At 43.8% G+C, this 17225-nt stretch carries 16 protein-coding genes; 14 read left to right on the top strand and 2 right to left on the bottom strand.

The window, feature by feature from the left end:
* Positions 1-101: 101 nt before the first annotated feature.
* Complete coding sequence (locus MHH65_RS16150; RefSeq protein WP_075623629.1) at positions 102-1511, bottom strand: polysaccharide deacetylase family protein; 1410 nt, start codon at positions 1509-1511, stop codon at positions 102-104.
* 323 nt (positions 1512-1834) lie between these two features.
* Between MHH65_RS16150 and MHH65_RS16145 the strand changes: the two genes are divergently transcribed.
* From MHH65_RS16145 to MHH65_RS16130, 4 genes are all read left to right on the top strand, one after another.
* Positions 1835-2863 carry an iron ABC transporter permease gene (locus tag MHH65_RS16145; RefSeq protein WP_081372098.1) on the top strand — a complete coding sequence of 343 codons (1029 nt, stop codon included), beginning with the start codon at positions 1835-1837 and terminating at the stop codon, positions 2861-2863.
* Positions 2860-3861: an iron ABC transporter permease gene (locus MHH65_RS16140; protein ID WP_268412609.1), complete on the top strand. Its 1002-nt coding sequence runs from the start codon at positions 2860-2862 to the stop codon at positions 3859-3861. The genes MHH65_RS16145 and MHH65_RS16140 overlap by 4 nt, the downstream gene beginning before the upstream one ends.
* 17 nt (positions 3862-3878) lie before the next feature.
* The gene (locus tag MHH65_RS16135) at positions 3879-4778 is read left to right on the top strand and encodes an iron-hydroxamate ABC transporter substrate-binding protein (RefSeq protein WP_169510663.1); all 900 of its coding nucleotides are present in this window, start codon (positions 3879-3881) and stop codon (positions 4776-4778) included.
* Positions 4779-4922: 144 nt separating this feature from the next.
* Positions 4923-5147 carry a phage holin gene (locus MHH65_RS16130; RefSeq protein WP_024423530.1) on the top strand — a complete coding sequence of 75 codons (225 nt, stop codon included), beginning with the start codon at positions 4923-4925 and terminating at the stop codon, positions 5145-5147.
* A gap of 86 nt (positions 5148-5233) precedes the next feature.
* On the opposite strand, the gene MHH65_RS16125 is transcribed toward MHH65_RS16130, so the two are convergent.
* On the bottom strand, positions 5234-5704 hold the full coding sequence (locus MHH65_RS16125; RefSeq protein ID WP_024426096.1) for a helix-turn-helix domain-containing protein: 471 nt from the start codon (positions 5702-5704) through the stop codon (positions 5234-5236).
* A gap of 257 nt (positions 5705-5961) precedes the next feature.
* Here MHH65_RS16125 and MHH65_RS16120 point away from each other — a divergent pair, with 257 nt between their 5' ends.
* From MHH65_RS16120 to MHH65_RS16075, 10 genes are all read left to right on the top strand, one after another.
* The gene (locus MHH65_RS16120; protein WP_024423528.1) at positions 5962-6693 is read left to right on the top strand and encodes a Wzz/FepE/Etk N-terminal domain-containing protein; all 732 of its coding nucleotides are present in this window, start codon (positions 5962-5964) and stop codon (positions 6691-6693) included.
* Complete coding sequence (locus MHH65_RS16115) at positions 6683-7366, top strand: CpsD/CapB family tyrosine-protein kinase (RefSeq protein ID WP_024423527.1); 684 nt, start codon at positions 6683-6685, stop codon at positions 7364-7366. The genes MHH65_RS16120 and MHH65_RS16115 overlap by 11 nt, the downstream gene beginning before the upstream one ends.
* Before the next feature lie 165 nt (positions 7367-7531).
* Positions 7532-9406, top strand: a complete 1875-nt coding sequence (locus MHH65_RS16110) for a nucleoside-diphosphate sugar epimerase/dehydratase (RefSeq protein WP_061110108.1) — start codon at positions 7532-7534, stop codon at positions 9404-9406.
* Positions 9372-10520 (top strand): glycosyltransferase family 4 protein, encoded by a 1149-nt coding sequence (locus MHH65_RS16105; RefSeq protein WP_268412610.1) that lies wholly within the window; start codon positions 9372-9374, stop codon positions 10518-10520. Before MHH65_RS16110 ends, MHH65_RS16105 begins: the two co-directional genes overlap by 35 nt.
* Positions 10513-11352, top strand: a complete 840-nt coding sequence (locus tag MHH65_RS16100) for a glycosyltransferase (protein ID WP_073207494.1) — start codon at positions 10513-10515, stop codon at positions 11350-11352. The genes MHH65_RS16105 and MHH65_RS16100 overlap by 8 nt, the downstream gene beginning before the upstream one ends.
* Complete coding sequence (locus MHH65_RS16095; RefSeq protein WP_098677535.1) at positions 11345-12475, top strand: glycosyltransferase family 1 protein; 1131 nt, start codon at positions 11345-11347, stop codon at positions 12473-12475. The genes MHH65_RS16100 and MHH65_RS16095 overlap by 8 nt, the downstream gene beginning before the upstream one ends.
* A 14-nt stretch (positions 12476-12489) precedes the next feature.
* Positions 12490-13593: an EpsG family protein gene (locus MHH65_RS16090; protein WP_268412612.1), complete on the top strand. Its 1104-nt coding sequence runs from the start codon at positions 12490-12492 to the stop codon at positions 13591-13593.
* Between the two features lie 27 nt (positions 13594-13620).
* Entirely contained in the window at positions 13621-14643 is a 1023-nt protein-coding gene (locus tag MHH65_RS16085) for a glycosyltransferase (protein ID WP_197202598.1), read from the top strand.
* A gap of 11 nt (positions 14644-14654) precedes the next feature.
* Entirely contained in the window at positions 14655-15677 is a 1023-nt protein-coding gene (locus tag MHH65_RS16080; protein WP_231506873.1) for a polysaccharide pyruvyl transferase family protein, read from the top strand.
* 28 nt (positions 15678-15705) lie between these two features.
* Complete coding sequence (locus tag MHH65_RS16075; RefSeq protein WP_024426088.1) at positions 15706-17220, top strand: MATE family efflux transporter; 1515 nt, start codon at positions 15706-15708, stop codon at positions 17218-17220.
* Positions 17221-17225 lie beyond the last annotated feature (5 nt).

Here is a 17225-nt window from a genome sequence, read left to right as displayed (position 1 = left end):
GTCCTTCCTAGACTTCAAAGGTTTTCCATCACGCTGAAAAGAAGACAAAGGGCTAAAATAAAGATCATTTTAGCCCTTTGTCAACAATCTGAGACCCCTGTTTACTCTACAGGGGTTTGTTCATGTCGTTCTTTTTTTAATTGTTCAAGTTCACTCACTGTGACGAGCTGGTAGCCTTGTTTGGTGAGTTCATGGATGATCTTTACTGCTGCTTGGGCTGAGCTTTCATAAATATCGTGCATTAACACTGTTCTGCCATCTGCTGCATGTGAGAGTACGCGGTTTGTGATTTGCTGGCTGTTGCGGATCTTCCAATCCTCAGGATCAACATCCCACAAAGTGACCTTCATCCCAATTGCATGATTGATATCTTGATTTGTACCGCCATATGGCGGTCTAAAGTGCGTAGGTGTATATCCGCTTGCTTTCTCAATCAGCTGCTGGGTGTCCTTCACTTGTTTCACCGCTTCTTCTAAAGGCAGTCTTGTTAATAAAGGGTGATTGTAGGAATGGTTTCCGATCTCATTCCCGCCTTTTAAAATATCGGCAAGCATTCCAGGGTAATATTGCACCCTGCTGCCTAATACGAAAAAGGTGGCATGACCTTTATTTGCCTTCAGCGCATCTAAAATTTTTGAGGTTGTCGCTGGATTCGGACCATCGTCAAATGTGAGTGCGATGGCTTTTTTATTCGGGTCAAGCTTTGATTTTTGCGGCAGCTTGACGGCTTTTCTTTTTGGATTCGGTTCTTTCATTTCATTTTTATTTTTGAGTTTATCCATATAATCTGGCTTTAATATGTCCTTCAGCAATGTCTTTTTGATTGCGAGTGTTTGCGGCCCAAGATCCTCTGCTGCTACTTGAGATGCAGGGAAATAAAATTCTACATATTTGTCTTTCAAGGCAAATTGACTGAAGTTTTGAGCATCAGGGGCTGTTCCCTTCTGAAGGAGAGGCTGATCCTTAGATAAGGTTTTATCCTTTCGAAGCTCTGTATATGTAATATAGGATAATTTCTTTAAATAATTGGTTTTAGGCAGAAATAAATCTTTGGTGTCAAGAAAGGTTTTTTTCTGAAAATCAAAGTTAATCGTGAGATGATTGGTGGTTCCACTTTGCTGGCCAGTATACGTATAGGTCGTAAAGCGGATGGCAGCAGACTGCTTCGCATAATGCACCATTTCATAATCAATATTCAGTTCATAGCGTTTATTTTCATCAATATCCTTTGCTTCACTGAATGTTTTTTTGAAATGCTCTAATGCTGAATTGGCATAGCTTTGAATCTTGTCATCTAGCTCTTTTTGATGAAAAAGAGGATAGTTGACTGCATATCTCATAAATTTCCCGTCATTTACGAGAGTGACAATTTCTACGTTTTTATAGTTCGTATCCTGCTTTACATTTTTCTTCTCTGTACCGCTTGCTTGTTGATTTTGAAAGAAAGCAACTGCTCCAATGACGACTGCAAGCGCAAATAGGACGATACTCCATTTTCCCTTTACTGACACAACTTTCAAATCTCCTCTCATGACGGGTCATTCTTTATTAGTTTGACATCTGTTTGTAATATTTTTATAACATTTGACTTACTTTTGTAATTTTAGGGGATATTCATGTGAACTGTCAACTATTTTCCTATTAAACTAGGAGAAAAAATGATAGGCCGTACTGAGCGGCAAAAAGAACCTCCCACCCCGATGCTCCGCATATACCTTCATTAATTAAAAAAAGGGGTGTACATTGATTTTTTAGAGGCTGACGGCTATAATTTTGTTGATTATGATTCTCATTTTCAAACTGACTTTTAATGAAGAAAAGGATGACACCGATTTTGCAGGATAAGCGAAAACCGCAACAAAAACGATCATCACATATTCTGTTCTTTTTGATATTTTTTCTCGCCGTCATTGGTTTAGCGGCTGCCATGTTTTTTGCTGTGTCATACGGTGCAAAAACATTGTCTCTGCAAACGGTTTGGACAGCTGTATTTGACTACCAGTCAAATGTCACAGAGCAGCAGATCATCCATGAATTAAGACTTCCACGTGTTTTAGGGGCAGCTCTAGTGGGAGCGGCGTTTGCCGTAGCGGGTGCTCTTATGCAGGGCATCACAAGAAATCCACTGGCAGATGCGGGGATTTTGGGCATTAATGGCGGTGCGATGTTTGTGGTCGCTCTCTGTTTTGCTTTTTTCCCGGGAATACCTTATTCAGCACTGATGTTTTTTTCCTTTATTGGTGCTGTGCTCAGTACGCTGCTGATCTTTGCGATTGGAGCGGCTGGCGGTGTATTGACACCGCTGCGCCTCACTGTGGCAGGAGCGGTTGTAGCCGCATTGCTTCATGCGCTCAGCTCTGGGATCGCGATTTATTTTGATCTGAGTCAGGATTTGGCTTTTTGGTATGCAGGCGGGGTAGCTGGTGTGAAATGGCCGCAGCTGACGATTCTCGCCCCGGTTATTCTGATTGTGATCGTATGGGCCATGCTATTAGGCCGGTCACTTTCCTTACTATCGCTCGGTGAAGATACAGCGGCAAATTTAGGGGTGAAAACACGGCAAGTGCGAATACTAGGAATGACTGCTGCTGTGTTATTAGCAGGGGTTTCTGTTTCAGCAGTCGGATCGATTGGGTTTGTCGGTCTCGTCATCCCGCATATCGCACGAAAGCTTGTTGGTGTAGACTATCGTTTCGTCATTCCGATGTCAGCGATACTAGGCGCAATGCTGCTTGTCTTTGCAGACCTTGCCAGCCGTACAGTCAATCCGCCAAGAGAACTTGCCATTGGCGTGATGGTGGCACTTGTTGGTGTTCCTTTCTTCTTATACATTGCCAGAAAAGAAGGGAGGAACCTGTCATGAGAGAGAAACAGCGTGCTCTTGTCGTGACACTCGTTTTGCTTTGCCTGAGTGCGGCTGTGGTGCTGTATAGTTTAAATACCGGTACGCTGAAACTAAGCCCTGTCATGGTCGTCAAGACGTTATTTGGCTTTGGAGATTTCCAAAGTGAAACGGTGCTGTTTGACTATCGTCTGCCTCGAATTGTGGTGACGATGTTAGCTGGTATTGGTCTTGGCATTGCTGGCGGCATTTTGCAGAGCTTATCCCGTAACCCGCTGGCCGATCCTGGGATTATTGGATTGAATGCAGGGGCAGCCTTTGGCTTAATTGTGTTTGTGACATATTTTCACGCACTTGAAGGCAATCCGTCTCTTCTTATTCCGCTCTTTACGTTTGGCGGCGGACTGCTTGCGGCAGCTGTCATCGTGCTTCTTGCATATGACCGGCATGAAGGGCTTGTTCCTATCCGGCTGATCTTAGTTGGCATTGCGGTTGCTGCGGGATTTAGTGCACTCACCTTATATTTGTCATTGAAGCTGGATGAAGATACATACACGTTTGCTTCAAGGTGGCTTGTGGGCAATGTATGGGGGAGAGACTGGATTCATGTGCTGGCGCTTCTGCCTTGGATTGTATGCCTTGTGCCGCTTACGCTGATGCAGACGAACACGCTCAATGCATTGACATTAGGAGATGCTGTCGCCTCAAGTGTAGGTGTACGTGTCCAGCGTAAACGTCTTCTCCTCTTGACTTTAGTGGTAGGCCTCGCGAGTGCAAGTGTTTCAATGACAGGTGGTATTGGCTTTATTGGCCTCGTCGCCCCGCATTTGGCTAGGAGGCTTGTCGGTTCACTGCATCAGTATTTTTTACCAGTTAGTGCGCTGCTTGGCTTGTTGATTTTGGTCAGTGCCGATACAATCGGACGTTCCATCTTTGCTCCAAATGCCATACCGGCGGGTGTGGTCGTGGCCTTTATCGGTGCCCCGTATTTTCTCTATTTATTAACTAAAACGAAATAAATATGAAAGAGGAACTCATCATGAAAAAACTACTAGTAATTGGATTAACGCTCTGTTTCTTGCTGCTTGCCGCTTGCGGACAACAGGAAACAAAAAATACAACAAATGAAAAGACCAATGGCACACCAAAGATTGCTTCCTTGTCTATTCATTTAACAAATGACTTGTTAGCACTCGGTATCAAACCGGCGGGCTCTGTTGTAGGAGGAGACTTAAAAGATTTCCTTCCACATGCGAAAAAGCAGCTGAGTCAGACGAAGAAGCTCGGCATTGCATCTGATCCAGATATGGAATCACTGCTTGCGTTACAACCAGATGTCATTTATGTTGATGAAGAATTAGCCGGTCAAGACTTATCGAAATATAAGAAGATCGCCAAAACAGAAGTGTTTAATTTAAATGATGGCACATGGCGGGATCATTTGAAAAAAATCGCCAAACACGTCAATAAAGAAAAAGAAGCGGATCAATATATTAAGAATTACAATCAAGAAGCAAAAGAGGTCAAATCGCTCATCAAGAAAAAGATTGGAAACGGAAAAGTCATGGCGATCCGTGTGACAGCAAAGGAGCTTCGCGTATTTAGCATGAAGCGCCCAATGGGTCCTATTTTATACGAGGATTTAGGCCTGACACCTGTCGATGGTGTGAAAAAGCTGGACAGCAAGCGCCCATTTGAAGTGATTTCTCAAGAGGTTCTTCCTGATTATGATGCTGATGCAATCTTTGTCGTTGTCAACCGTGATGATAAAGCGCAGCAGGCATTCAAGCAATTAGAAAAGACTCCGATTTGGAAGGGTCTAAAAGCAGTGAAGAAAAACCAAGTCTATCCGATTGCCGATCAGCCTTGGCTCGATTACTCAGCTCTAGGCAATAAAATGGCATTGGATGAAGCAAAAGAGATGTTTTCTAAATAAATAGCTAATGAAATCAGGCATCATTCCGCATATAGGAATGATGTCTCTTTTTTTGATTCGTTCTTCTATTCATTCGGCTGATGCATACATATGAGAGAGAACGAGCAATACCGCCCGTGAGAAGAGGAAAGGGAGGGGTTACAGTTGGAGGTTCAAAAAATTAGTGCAGGTACGATTGCAAGGCTTGTGCTGCTTTTACTGGCGCTTGTTAACAGTGCGCTAACTGCTGCGGGAAAAAGCCCAATTCCTATTGATGAAGAAGGCGTTCAGCAATTCATCACACTGGCCTTTCTGGGAATTACATCACTATGGGCCTATTGGAAAAACAATGATATAACGAAAAAAGCACGAACAAAAAAAGAAGAATAACAGAAAAAAGAGCCTTTCATGAATCAAAGGCTCTTTTTCATCGAAGCGTCAAACGCCTCTCCCCGCAATCATTCTTCCTGAAAGGCTTACGCCCGGCGTTCTCCCATGTTGTTGAGGAAAGCTTTTACTTCCTCAATGCTTAAGCCAATTGCCTTTGCTTCACTCATTAGACGCTTCCACTCTGCGATATTTGAATCAGTCAGCTTTCTATGGGTGACATGTAACGACTTCTCTTCCTGCTCCTTTCGGTACGTTTGGAGCAGCTGATAGAGCTCTTCTTTAGGCATGCCTGATTGGACGGCACTTACGATATGCTCCCGCCATTCGTGTTCACCACCCTCAGCGTAATGAAACATCATCGTCTCTGCATCAAACAGCTCTTGTAAATCAATCTCTAGTGAAGAGGATACCTTTTTTAAGAACTGGACAGATGGATTTCTGTGGACACCACGCTCAATTTTGCTCAAATATGACTTAGAGACATGAGCATCCTCAGCCAGCTGCTGAATCGAGTATCCTTTTCTCTTTCGGTAAATGCGTATCACCTTGCCTATCATTCGATCAATGATCTCCCTTCTCACCGGCGAATAGTTCTGCGACCTTTTCGTTCATTATAAGAAATAAATTGTTCTTTATAAAATTCAAAAACGTAAGAATCAGGAAGTAAACAAAAGAAAACGAACGATTTCGTTCTTTAAAAAGAACTATAAGACCTATTATGACATTTTTCTTTGCGGGTATTATCTTTTATAATCCAATCATTAACAAAAAGAAACCATATATAACCTTTTTATGATGAAATCGGGAGGTATCTATGAATGAGAATATAGGTTTTAAGCAGCTGTTTTCTGTCATTAAAGAGAAAATGGCCCTTCTGATCCTGATTGTCCTGATCGTAACGGGCATTTCAGCCTATTATCAGTTCTATGTCTCGACTCCTGTATATCAGGCAACCACTCAAATTCTTGTTCATAAACGCAGCAATGACGCACAAGCAGATTTAAACGATATTCAGATGAACCTTCAATATACACGTACCTTTCAAGTTTTATTAAAAAGCCCAATCGTCATTGAAAAAGTAAAAGAAACACTCCATCTCACAGAATCAGCAGAAGGACTAAAACACAAAATTGCCACAAGTACAGAAAATGAGTCTGAGGTCATCAATATTTCTGTACAAGATGAGGATCGCGCGAAGGCAGTCGCCATTGCGAATACCGCAACAGAGGTGCTGCAAGAAGAAATCAAAAAAACAATGAATATGGATCGCATTAATGTTTTGTCTGAAGCCAAGCTGTCCAACACGATTCTGATGAATTCAAGGAAGTTCGTTCATATCGTTCTGGCACTAGGCGCCTCTTTATTAGGGGGCATGACACTCATTTTCTTAATGAATTTACTCGATGATACTGTAAAACGAACACATCAAATAAGAGAAGAGATCGGATTGCCGTCGCTTGGCAGTGTCTATCAGATGCAGGCAGACAGGAGGGCCAAAAAAGACAAGCAGTCCGTCATAACGGGAGGACAGAACATTGATCTTTAAGAGGAAGAAAAGAGAAAAGAGAGATTTATCCTGTATTTCTGTATTAAATCCTCACTCTGTCATTGCGGAACAATTCCGTACGATCCGAACAAACATCGAATTCACATCGATCCAAACAAGGCTGAAATCGATATTAGTGACCTCCTCCTTACCGAAGGAAGGGAAATCATTTACGGCTGCAAACTTAGCAGCTGTTTTTGCACAGCAGAACAAGCGGGTGCTGCTCATGGATGCTGATTTGCGAAAGCCGGCCGTCCATGAATATTTTGACTTGAGTCATCATACCGGTTTGACGAATGTGCTATTAAATAATTGCAGCTTGGAAGAAGCCATTTTACCGACACCGATTGAGCATTTAGAGCTGCTTCCGAGCGGAACCATTCCGCCGAATCCAGCTGAGCTGCTCTCCTCTTCTGTAATGAAGCAGTTATTTTATGAGATTGAACAGCAATATGACATGGTGATTGTTGATTCCACGCCGCTTCTGCCAGTTGCAGATGCAAAGATCTTGGCGAACCGGACGGATGGGAGCATTCTCGTTGTCTTAAGCGGCAAAACAAAGATTGCTGCTGTGAAGAAATCAAAAGAAGTATTAGAAGGAACAACAAGTAAACTGCTTGGAGCTATGCTAAATGGCAAGAAAGAGAAAAAGGGCAGGCTGTATATGTATTAAAAAGATTGATAGGTGATGTCTCCTAATCTTTAACAATGGAGGCACTCGATCCTGCTGTGGGCATAACCGGTGCCTTAGATGCTCGTCATCAGTAGTGGGATGTGAGGACGGGTTTGATGCCCATGTTACGTAAGAATAGTGATGCTTTAAAAAGGGGGAGGAGCGTTGACTTACGCCCAAAGATTATCAATCATCGTAGCACTAGATTCATATCTCATCTTAGTTGCCGTCTTTTTTGGTTTTCAATTTGTCCAAGAGGCGGCTTTAACCGTTTATACATTTGAAATGCTCGCCATTTCTTCACTCAGTCTGCTCATTGGGCACCATATATTTGCCTGCATGTTTCATGTGTACAAGCAAGTATGGGCTTATACAGGAGTAAGAGAGTTATTTTCTTTAATGAAGACCTTTGTGTGTTCTTTTTTATTTTCGATGACGATGCTGTACCTTTTCGTGCAGACATGGCCATTTCGGTTTTTATTCATCGTGTGGCTTTTTCATATCTTATTCATCGGTGCATCTCGTATGGCTTCTAGGCTATTTCATGATGGGGCAAAACGGCTTCAAGCAGAAAAAGAGCGGGCATTAATTATTGGCGCCGGATCAGCGGGGACCATGCTCGTTCGTCAGCTTCAGCAATCGAGTGATGTACATATTGAGCCAGTCGCCTTCATCGATGATGACAAGACGAAACATCGGCTTGAAATTATGGGTCTGCCTGTCATAGGAGGAAAAGAACAAATTCAAACAGCTGTCGTCATGATGGATATTCAGAAGATCATCATCGCCATTCCGTCCAAAAGCAGCCACACCTTAAAAGGGCTGTATAAGGAATGTGTCGCGACCGGAGTCAAAACACAGATCATGCCGGAAATGGAGCAGATTTTAAAAGGAACCCATGCGCTGAATCAATTACGGGATGTACAGCCAGAGGATTTACTAGGGAGAGAACCGATTCAATTAGATACGAGCCGTCTATCTGCTCATTTAAAGGGAAAAACAATCATGGTCACAGGGGCAGGCGGATCAATTGGATCAGAAATCTGCCGTCAAATTTGTGTGTTTGCTCCTCAAGCGATTGTACTTGTGGGACATGGAGAATTTAGCATTCATTCTATTTTACTAGAGCTGAAAGAATTATATGGAGGCAGCATCAGACTCTATCCACAAATTGCGGATATTCAAGATAAACAGAAAATGAGTGAAATCGTTGGTCAATTTCAGCCGGATATGATTTATCATGCTGCGGCACATAAGCATGTCCCGCTCATGGAGATCAGTCCGAAAGAAGCTGTGAAAAACAATATTATCGGGACAAAAAATGTCGCAGAAGCCGCACACGAGCACGGCATTGAAACATTCGTCCTCATCTCATCTGACAAAGCGGTCAACCCTGCCAATGTGATGGGAGCCACAAAGCGGTTTGCTGAGATGCTGATCATGCAAATGGGGGCAAGCAGCGAAACAAAATTTGTTGCCGTTCGATTTGGAAATGTACTCGGAAGCAGAGGGAGCGTCATCCCTATTTTTAAGAAACAAATCGAGCAAGGCGGGCCGGTGACGGTCACGCACCCAGCCATGACAAGATATTTTATGACCATCCCAGAAGCATCAAGGCTTGTGATTCAGGCAGGTGCACTGGCAGAAGGAAGACAGATTTTTGTTTTAGATATGGGGGAGCCAGTGAAAATCGTGGACCTCGCAGAAAACCTCATTCACCTCTCAGGCTACACCACAGACCAGATTCCGATCACTTTCACAGGCATTCGTCCTGGAGAGAAAATGTACGAGGAATTACTCAACCAGCATGAAAAAGCACAGGAGCAAATCTTCCCGAAAATTCATATCGGCCATGCGCTGGATGGTGACCCATATGTGCTGAACCGCTTTATCCATGAATTTGACATGATGAGCGAAGAGCAGATGAGACAAGCATTATTTGCTGCCATTGAGTCACATGATATGTTGTCCGAACAGATGAAACGAGAGGAGGAGCCGCTTGTCAATGAAGAAAAAAGTCTTGTTTTGCGCAACGGTTGATTATCACTTTAAAGCCTTTCATCTTCCGTATTTCCGGTGGTTTCAGGAACAAGGATGGGAAGTGCATACAGCGGCAAACGGCCAGCTGAAGCTGCCCTATGTGAATCAAGCTCACTCAATTCCGATTCAGCGCTCTCCTTTTCATGTACGCAACCGGCTTGCGTATGTAGAACTGAAGAACCTGTTAGCAAAAGAGCACTATGATTTCATCCATTGCCACACACCAATGGGAAGTGTCATTGGCAGGCTCGCAGCCAAAGGTACGCGCAAAAAAGGAACGAAGGTTCTCTACACGGCACATGGCTTTCACTTTTGGCAGGGGGCGCCGCTTCAAAACTGGCTGCTCTATTATCCAATAGAGAGATTTCTAGCCCGCTATACAGACGCTCTGATCACCATTAATGGAGAAGATTTTAAAAGAGCCGACCGTCTATCCAAAGAGCGGACATCTGTTTATTATGTGCCCGGTATGGGTGTGGATATGAAGCGGTTCGCACCTGTCGATGAAAAAGAGAAGCAGAGCCTTCGCGCAGCCTATGGCTTTTCCTCGGAAGATTTTATCGTGCTGTGTGCTGGTGAATTAAATACGAATAAAAATCAAGGGATGCTCATCAAAGCATGTGCGCAGCTGTCTAGGAAAATACCAAATATAAAAATCGTGTTTGCGGGGGAAGGGACAATGAGGCCGAACTATGAAAAGCTTACCCGCCAGCTCCATCTTGAAAATCATGTCCACTTTGCTGGGTTCTGCAAACAAATAGAGGAATGGATGCATATGAGCGATGTATGTGTTTCCACCAGCTTGAGAGAAGGGCTCGGCATGAACCTGCTTGAAGCGATGTCGGCAGAAAAACCTGTGATTGCAACGGAGAATAGAGGACATTGTGAGCTTGTCAAACATGGCGTCAATGGTTTTTTAGTTAAACCGCAAGATGTGAATAGTTTAGCTGATTACTTGCAGCAGCTCTACGACAAAAAAGATCAGCTGCCCCTCATGGGGAAAGCGGGACGTTCTATGGCTCATGCATTTGCACAGGAGCAGACGGTCAGTGCAATGGAAGAAATTTATACAATCTATATGGATCAAGCAGAGAAGGTGATACAGCATGCATAAACCAAAGGTGTCTATGATCATGGGCGTCTACAATTGCCAAGAGACAGTAGAAGAAAGCATTGAATCCATTCTTCATCAAACATATGAAAACTGGGAGCTCATCATATGTGATGACGCATCAACAGATGGCACTTATGAGAAAGTGCTGTCTTATACAAAACGACATCCTGAAAGAATTCGCCTGATCCGTAATCAACAAAATCAAAGACTCGCTGCCAGTCTCAATCGCTGCCTGGCTGAAGCGAGGGGAGAGTTGATTGCAAGGCAGGATGGCGACGATCTATCAGTGCCTGTTCGTTTAGAAAAACAGGTTCATTTCCTCGATACATATCCTGAATATGATGTGGTCGGTACGGCAATGACGGTTTTTGATGAAACGGGAACAAAGGGTGTGCGGGCACTTGTTTCAGAGCCTGATCGGAAGGTGTTGGCAAGAGGGACTCCTTTTTGTCATGGAACCATTATGATGAGGGCTTCTGCTTACAAGGCTTTACAAGGCTATCGTTCTGTAAAAACAACAAGGCGGATGGAAGATATCGATCTTTGGATCCGCTTTTTTGCTGCTGGGAGGAAAGGTTTTAATTTACAAGAGCCGTTATATCTGGTGAGAGAGGATGAAGCGGCCTTTCAGCGGCGAAAGTTTCGATATTCGATGGATAATGCCTGGCTCGTTTTGAAAGCATGCTGGCTATTAAAGCTGTCGCCGCTTGACTATTTATTTGCTCTAAAGCCGGTGGTCCGTGCCTGCTTGTCACCGAAGATCATGAAGCTTTATCATCGCCGGAAGCTGTCGGCGTCTATGCTGAAGAGGAGGGCGGTTCAAGATGAGTGAGCCAAAGCGCGTGCTTCATATTGTGGGCGGAATGAACCGAGGCGGAGCTGAAACGATGATTATGAACATCTATCGTGCACTCGACAGGAATGTCCTTCAATTTGATTTCATTACTCACCGGCAGGACGTCTGTGATTATGATGAGGAAATTCGCCGGCTTGGGGGACGCATCTTTTACGTCCCAAGTATTGGGGCGTCCTCTCCGGTTGCTTTTGTGAAAACATTGACCAAGACAATTAGGCAAACAGGGCCCTATCAGGCAGTGCATGCACATACGGATTTTCAGACGGGTTTTTCCGCACTTGCTGCCAAACTAGCGGGTGTAAAGGTGCGCATTTGCCATTCACATAATACAGCGTGGAAGCAGTCGCCAAACTGGCTGGATCATATGATGCTCAAAGGATTTCGCCAGCTGATCTTTGCATTCTCTACACAGCTAGTTGCATGCGGCGAGGATGCCGGTGTCTTTTTATTTGGACAGAAAAAAATGCAGAACGGGCAAGTTGAGGTGCTTCCAAATGGGATAGACTTATCCCTTTTTTTTCAGCCTGATCCAGACGAAAAGGCAGAGATGAAAAAGCAGCTCCATCTTCGCGAAAAAAACATGGTCATCGGTCATATTGGGCGGTTCCATGAGCAAAAAAATCATGTTTTTTTTATGGAGCTGGCACAGACCTTAAAGAAGCAAGGGGTTTCATTTCAGCTTGTCCTCGTAGGAGATGGACCGCTGAAGCAAGTAGTCGAATCGTATGCAGAGAAGGCAGGCTTGATGGAGGACATTGTCTTTACAGGCGTCGTATCAGACGTTCCACAGTATATGAAAGCATTTGATGTATTTGTGATGCCTTCCTTGTTTGAAGGTCTTCCGCTTGTATTAGTGGAAGCACAGGCGTCTGGTCTGCCTTGTGTGATTTCAGATCATATTACAGAGGAAGTAGATTTAGGCTGCGGGCTTGTGAAAAGGATGTCCCTGCGAGATTCCGCGCATGAATGGATGCAGGCGGTGCTTGAAGCATATCATGCAGAACCTCCTCTTCAAGAGATCATTACCTCTCAGCTTGAACAAAGAGGATTTGATGTGAAACAGAATATTACACGTGTGATGAATCTATATGGACTGTAAGGAAGGAAGGGCAGATGGCAGTTTATTTGGTGAACATGATCATGGTCTATTTATGGTCGAGCTTTGCCGCATTTTACGGCAGGCGTGATGATACCATTCAAAGCGGATGGCGGCCTAATAAGCTTCTGGTGTTTTTTCCGTTTCTGTTTCTTTGTATCGTAGCTGGTATTCGGTATAAAGTAGGAACCGATTTTGTCACATATGGCCAGATGTATGAGTTCTCCATCAACTACGAAAAGCCTTGGCATATATTCGGATTCGGTGTGGATAAGGCCGCAACGGATCCGGGGTTTACATTTATTTTATGGATGCTTAATCAACTGTCTCATGATCCGCAAATCATGTATATCTCAGTCGGAGCCATTACTTATTTTTTTATCATCAAAACGCTTATTCAATATGGCCGTCCATTTGAGCTGAGTATGCTGCTTTTTCTTGGGACCTTTCATTATTATGCGTCGTTTAATGGCATGCGTCAGTATATGGTGGCAGCGATTCTTTTTTATGCCATCCGGTTGGTGATCAATGGCCAGTTGAAATTGTATTTTCCGCTCGTCCTTGTATGTTCATTGTTTCATTCATCCGCTCTCATTATGATTCCTGTGTATTTTATTGTGAGAACAAAAGCTTGGTCTTGGATGATGCTGGTCTTATGCCTGGTGTTCTTAGGCTTAACCGCTCTTTATGATCGTTTTGTCTCGGTGTTTGTCGTGATGCTGCAAGGCAGTTCATATGGTCATTACGAGGAATGGCTCACAACGAATACGAATGGAATGAATGTGACAAAAATCGGTGTCTTGATTTTGCCGCTTCTGCTTGCTTTCTTTTATCGAAAACGACTTCGTGAGCTGACACCTGAGAGTGATTACATTGTGAATTTTTGTTTGCTTGGTTTCTTGTTTGGCATCCTTGCAACGAAGGATGTCATTTATGCAAGATTTCATATTTATTTTGGCTTGTATCAGCTCATTTTACTGCCATATTTCACACGCATTTTTGATCAGCGGTCTAATGTGTTTATGTATGTAGGGATTGCTGTTTGCTATATTCTGTACAGCATCATGCTGATGCCGTTCGATTCCTCGGTTTTGCCGTATAGAACGATATTTAATAAGTAGATTTGAAGAAAGGTGGGGCATGCTGTAATGCCAGCTATCAGTCTATTGGTCGCAGTTTACAATACGAGTCAATATGTGGAGCAATGTCTTCAATCAATTGCAGATCAAAGTTTTTCCGATATAGAAGTCATTCTTATCAATGATGGATCGACCGACCGCAGCGGTGAATGGCTTGAAGCATTTGCTGAGCGTGATGAGCGATTCCGGGTAATCCATCAATCCAATCAAGGGTTAGGCGCTGTGAGAAACCGGGGCATCGAGGAAGCGAAAGGGACGTATCTCGCCTTTGTGGATTCAGATGATATTCTCGCTCCTCATTACTGTGAAGCTATGTATGAAAAAGCCGAAATGACCGGGGCAGATCTTGTTGTGAGCGAGTATTGGATTCAATTTGAACAGTCAAAGCGAACGATAGCAACGACGCTGTTAGACAAGCGCTCAGCCGAAAAAACGGATGTAATCAAAGCGTTATTACACGGAGACTTGACTGGATTCTCATGGAATAAGCTGTATCGGCGTGCCTTTATGGAAAATCACCACATTCGATTTCCGCTGCGGGGTGAGCTAGAGAACATTGAAGATCAATATGTGACGCTGCGCTGTTTTTCTTTAGCACGCAGTATCGCTTTTGTTCATGAGCCTCTTTATTATTACAGGGTTCATCTGTCATCTATTGTACAGCGATATCAGAAGCAGTATTTTCATCATGGACTGACCTTTTATCATGCACAGCGCTCTTTTTTAAAAGAGCATGATGACATCTCTCTGTATGAGAAGGCATTAGACTTTTTTATCGTCAATCATACGCTTCATTGTATGCTCAACGAATGGAAGAGCCAAAATGATCTCTCTATTAAGGAAAAGCTTGATCACATGCGTGAAATGGTCACACATGATGCTTTTCAGCATGCCGTCAAACAAGTGGAACCATCGAAGCTCACAGTACGAAAGCGAATGATTTTATTTCTTGCGAAGTGCCGATTGGTTTATCCGCTTTCTGCCGCGGCTTCTAGCTATCAAAAATGGATCGAATATCAGACAAGGAAATAGGGGTGATGGGATTGACAGTGCAGCAATTGAAGGCAAAAACCGCAGAGTGGCTGCTCTTAAAGGTCAAATATCCGCTTGAGTATAAACTGAGCCGCCAAAGGCTGCCAGAGCTGAGTCATCAGAAGAAAATCATTCTCACGCTGCTGCCGGGCCATGATAATTTAGGGGATCATGCGATTGCCTATGCGAGTTTTTGTTTTTTAAAGAAACACTTTCCAGCCTATGACATCATAGAAGTGGACATGAAAGAGATCTATCGCCTTGCCCGTCCGCTAAAGCGCAGCCGGCATCCAGAAGACATCGTCTGTATGATCGGTGGGGGCAATATGGGGGATTTATACCGGTACGAAGAATGGACGAGACAATTTATCATCAAGACCTTCAAGTCCTATCCCATGATCCAGCTGCCTGCTACTGTACATTTTACAGAAACAAAGAGAGGGAAACGAGAGGAACGCCGTGCCATTCACACGTATAGTCAGCATCCAAGACTGCTCCTCATGGCAAGAGATCAAACAACCTATGAATGGATGAAGCAGCATTTTCCTGATCAAAATGTGTGGAAACAGCCTGATATGGTGCTGTCATTAGATGAATCATCAAAGGATGAAACACGTGAAGGGGTTCTGCTTTGTCTGCGTGAGGATCAAGAAGCATATCTCACAAAGGAGGAGCGCCAGCAGCTGCAGCAGCATATCCAAGAGACATATGATCAAGTCGGTTTGATCACAACGACAATTGGCAGACGAGTCGATCGAACAACTCGCTTAGAGGAGTTAACGTCTTTGTGGACGGAGTTAAAACAAGCGCAGGTCGTCGTGACAGATCGTCTGCATGGCATGATCTTTTGTGCGATCACTCATACACCGTGTGTTGTCCTTAGATCGTTTGATCATAAGGTGATGGAGGGATTTGAGTGGGTGGCTCACCTTCCGTTTATGACCCTTTTAAAAGAACCAAATGAGGCCGCTGTGAAAGAGGCTATTCATCAGCTGATGAAAACAAGCGGTCAAAAGGGAGAGGAAGCTGGATGAGGGCTCTTAAACGCTGCGTGAAAGCACAATGAATCGAGCGTTTCTTTATAATGCCAGTGCGAACTTAATCACGTTTGTCCTGATGATGCTTATGTCTGTTTGTTTAACACCTTATATTGTTCATACACTTGGAGTGGAAGCATTCGGCTTAATCCATCTGACGCAAAATATGATCAACTATTTATCGGTCATTACGGCTTCGTTAAGTGCGGTTGTTGTGCGATTTTTTTCTGTGGCGGCTCATAAAGGAGAGATGGAGAAGGCGCAGCGCTATCTCGCTTCCTATTTCGTCAGTTCGTTTTTACTATCTATTAGTCTCTTTTTGCTTTGTCTTTTCGTGTCTCATCAGCTGGTTGAATGGCTTCATGTACCTGTTCAACTCGCAAAAGACACACAGACCGCCTTTATTTTAGGGGGTCTTTTATTTATGCTCAATTTCGTCATGTCTGGCATTGGGGCTGCTCCGTTTTATGCGAATAAGCTCTATGTATCAAGTATTGGACAGGCGATTCAAATGTTTTTGAGGGCGCTGATGATTGTCATCCTGTTTACATGGACGACACCAGCCATTTGGCATATCCCGCTTGCGGCCGTCATAGGAAGCTTAGCGGCTATGGGAATCGGTATCTATTATTTTAAGAAACTCATCCCTTGGTTTTCGTTTAAGTGGCGGCACGTCTCATTATCGTCTAGTCTCACTCTTGTTCGATCAGGGGTCTGGCATTCATTTGAGCAAATGGGGATATTGCTGTTTTTACAAATTGATTTATTGATGACCAACTTGCTCATTGGAGCGGAAGCGACGGGCCAATATGCGGCAATTTTACAGTTTCCATTATTATTACGCACACTGGCAGGGACATTGGCCGTTGTGTTTGCACCAACGATCACGAAATTTTATTCGAATCAGGACAAAGAGGGACTCATTCAATATGCTGCAAACGCCATTAAGTGGAGCGGCTTATTTGTTGCGTTCCCAGCCGCACTTCTAGGAGGTCTCGCTGGTCCGCTCATGCTTTTATGGCTTGGGCCTGCTTTTGAGGAGCTGAAATGGCTTCTCATGATTCATGCGGCTTATTTATGTTTGACCTTGATGTTTTTACCGCTCACATATGTGCCGACCGTGTTTAATCGATTGAAAGTTCCTGCAGTTGTCACCCTTATATTAGGTGTGTCTAATGTGCTTTTTGCCTATGGATTGACTCATCTGCTACAGCTTGGTTTATATGGCATTGCATCAGCGGGGGCAATGGTTTTATTGATTAAAAATATTGTGTTTCTGCCATTTTATACGGCCAGGATCACGAATCAGAAACGCACTATCTTTTACAAGCATACACTGGTTCCACTTGCTGGAGGGCTATTTATTTGGGGCATCTGTGCGGGGATTCAGGCGGTATATAACGTGACTTCATGGTGGGAGCTGTTTTGTATTGGAGGGCTTTGTTTCATTCTCTATATGGGCTACTTGTATCTGTTTGCAGGAACGAAACGAGAGCGGATGCAGCTGATGCGTAAGGTAAAACATGCGGTCTCCCGCTAATATGA

This window comes from Bacillus sp. FSL L8-0654 (assembly GCF_038629965.1).
Lineage (GTDB): Bacteria > Bacillota > Bacilli > Bacillales > Bacillaceae > Bacillus > Bacillus safensis.
Note: the sequence above shows the minus strand (reverse complement) of the source record. Positions and strands in the feature narration are given on the sequence as shown.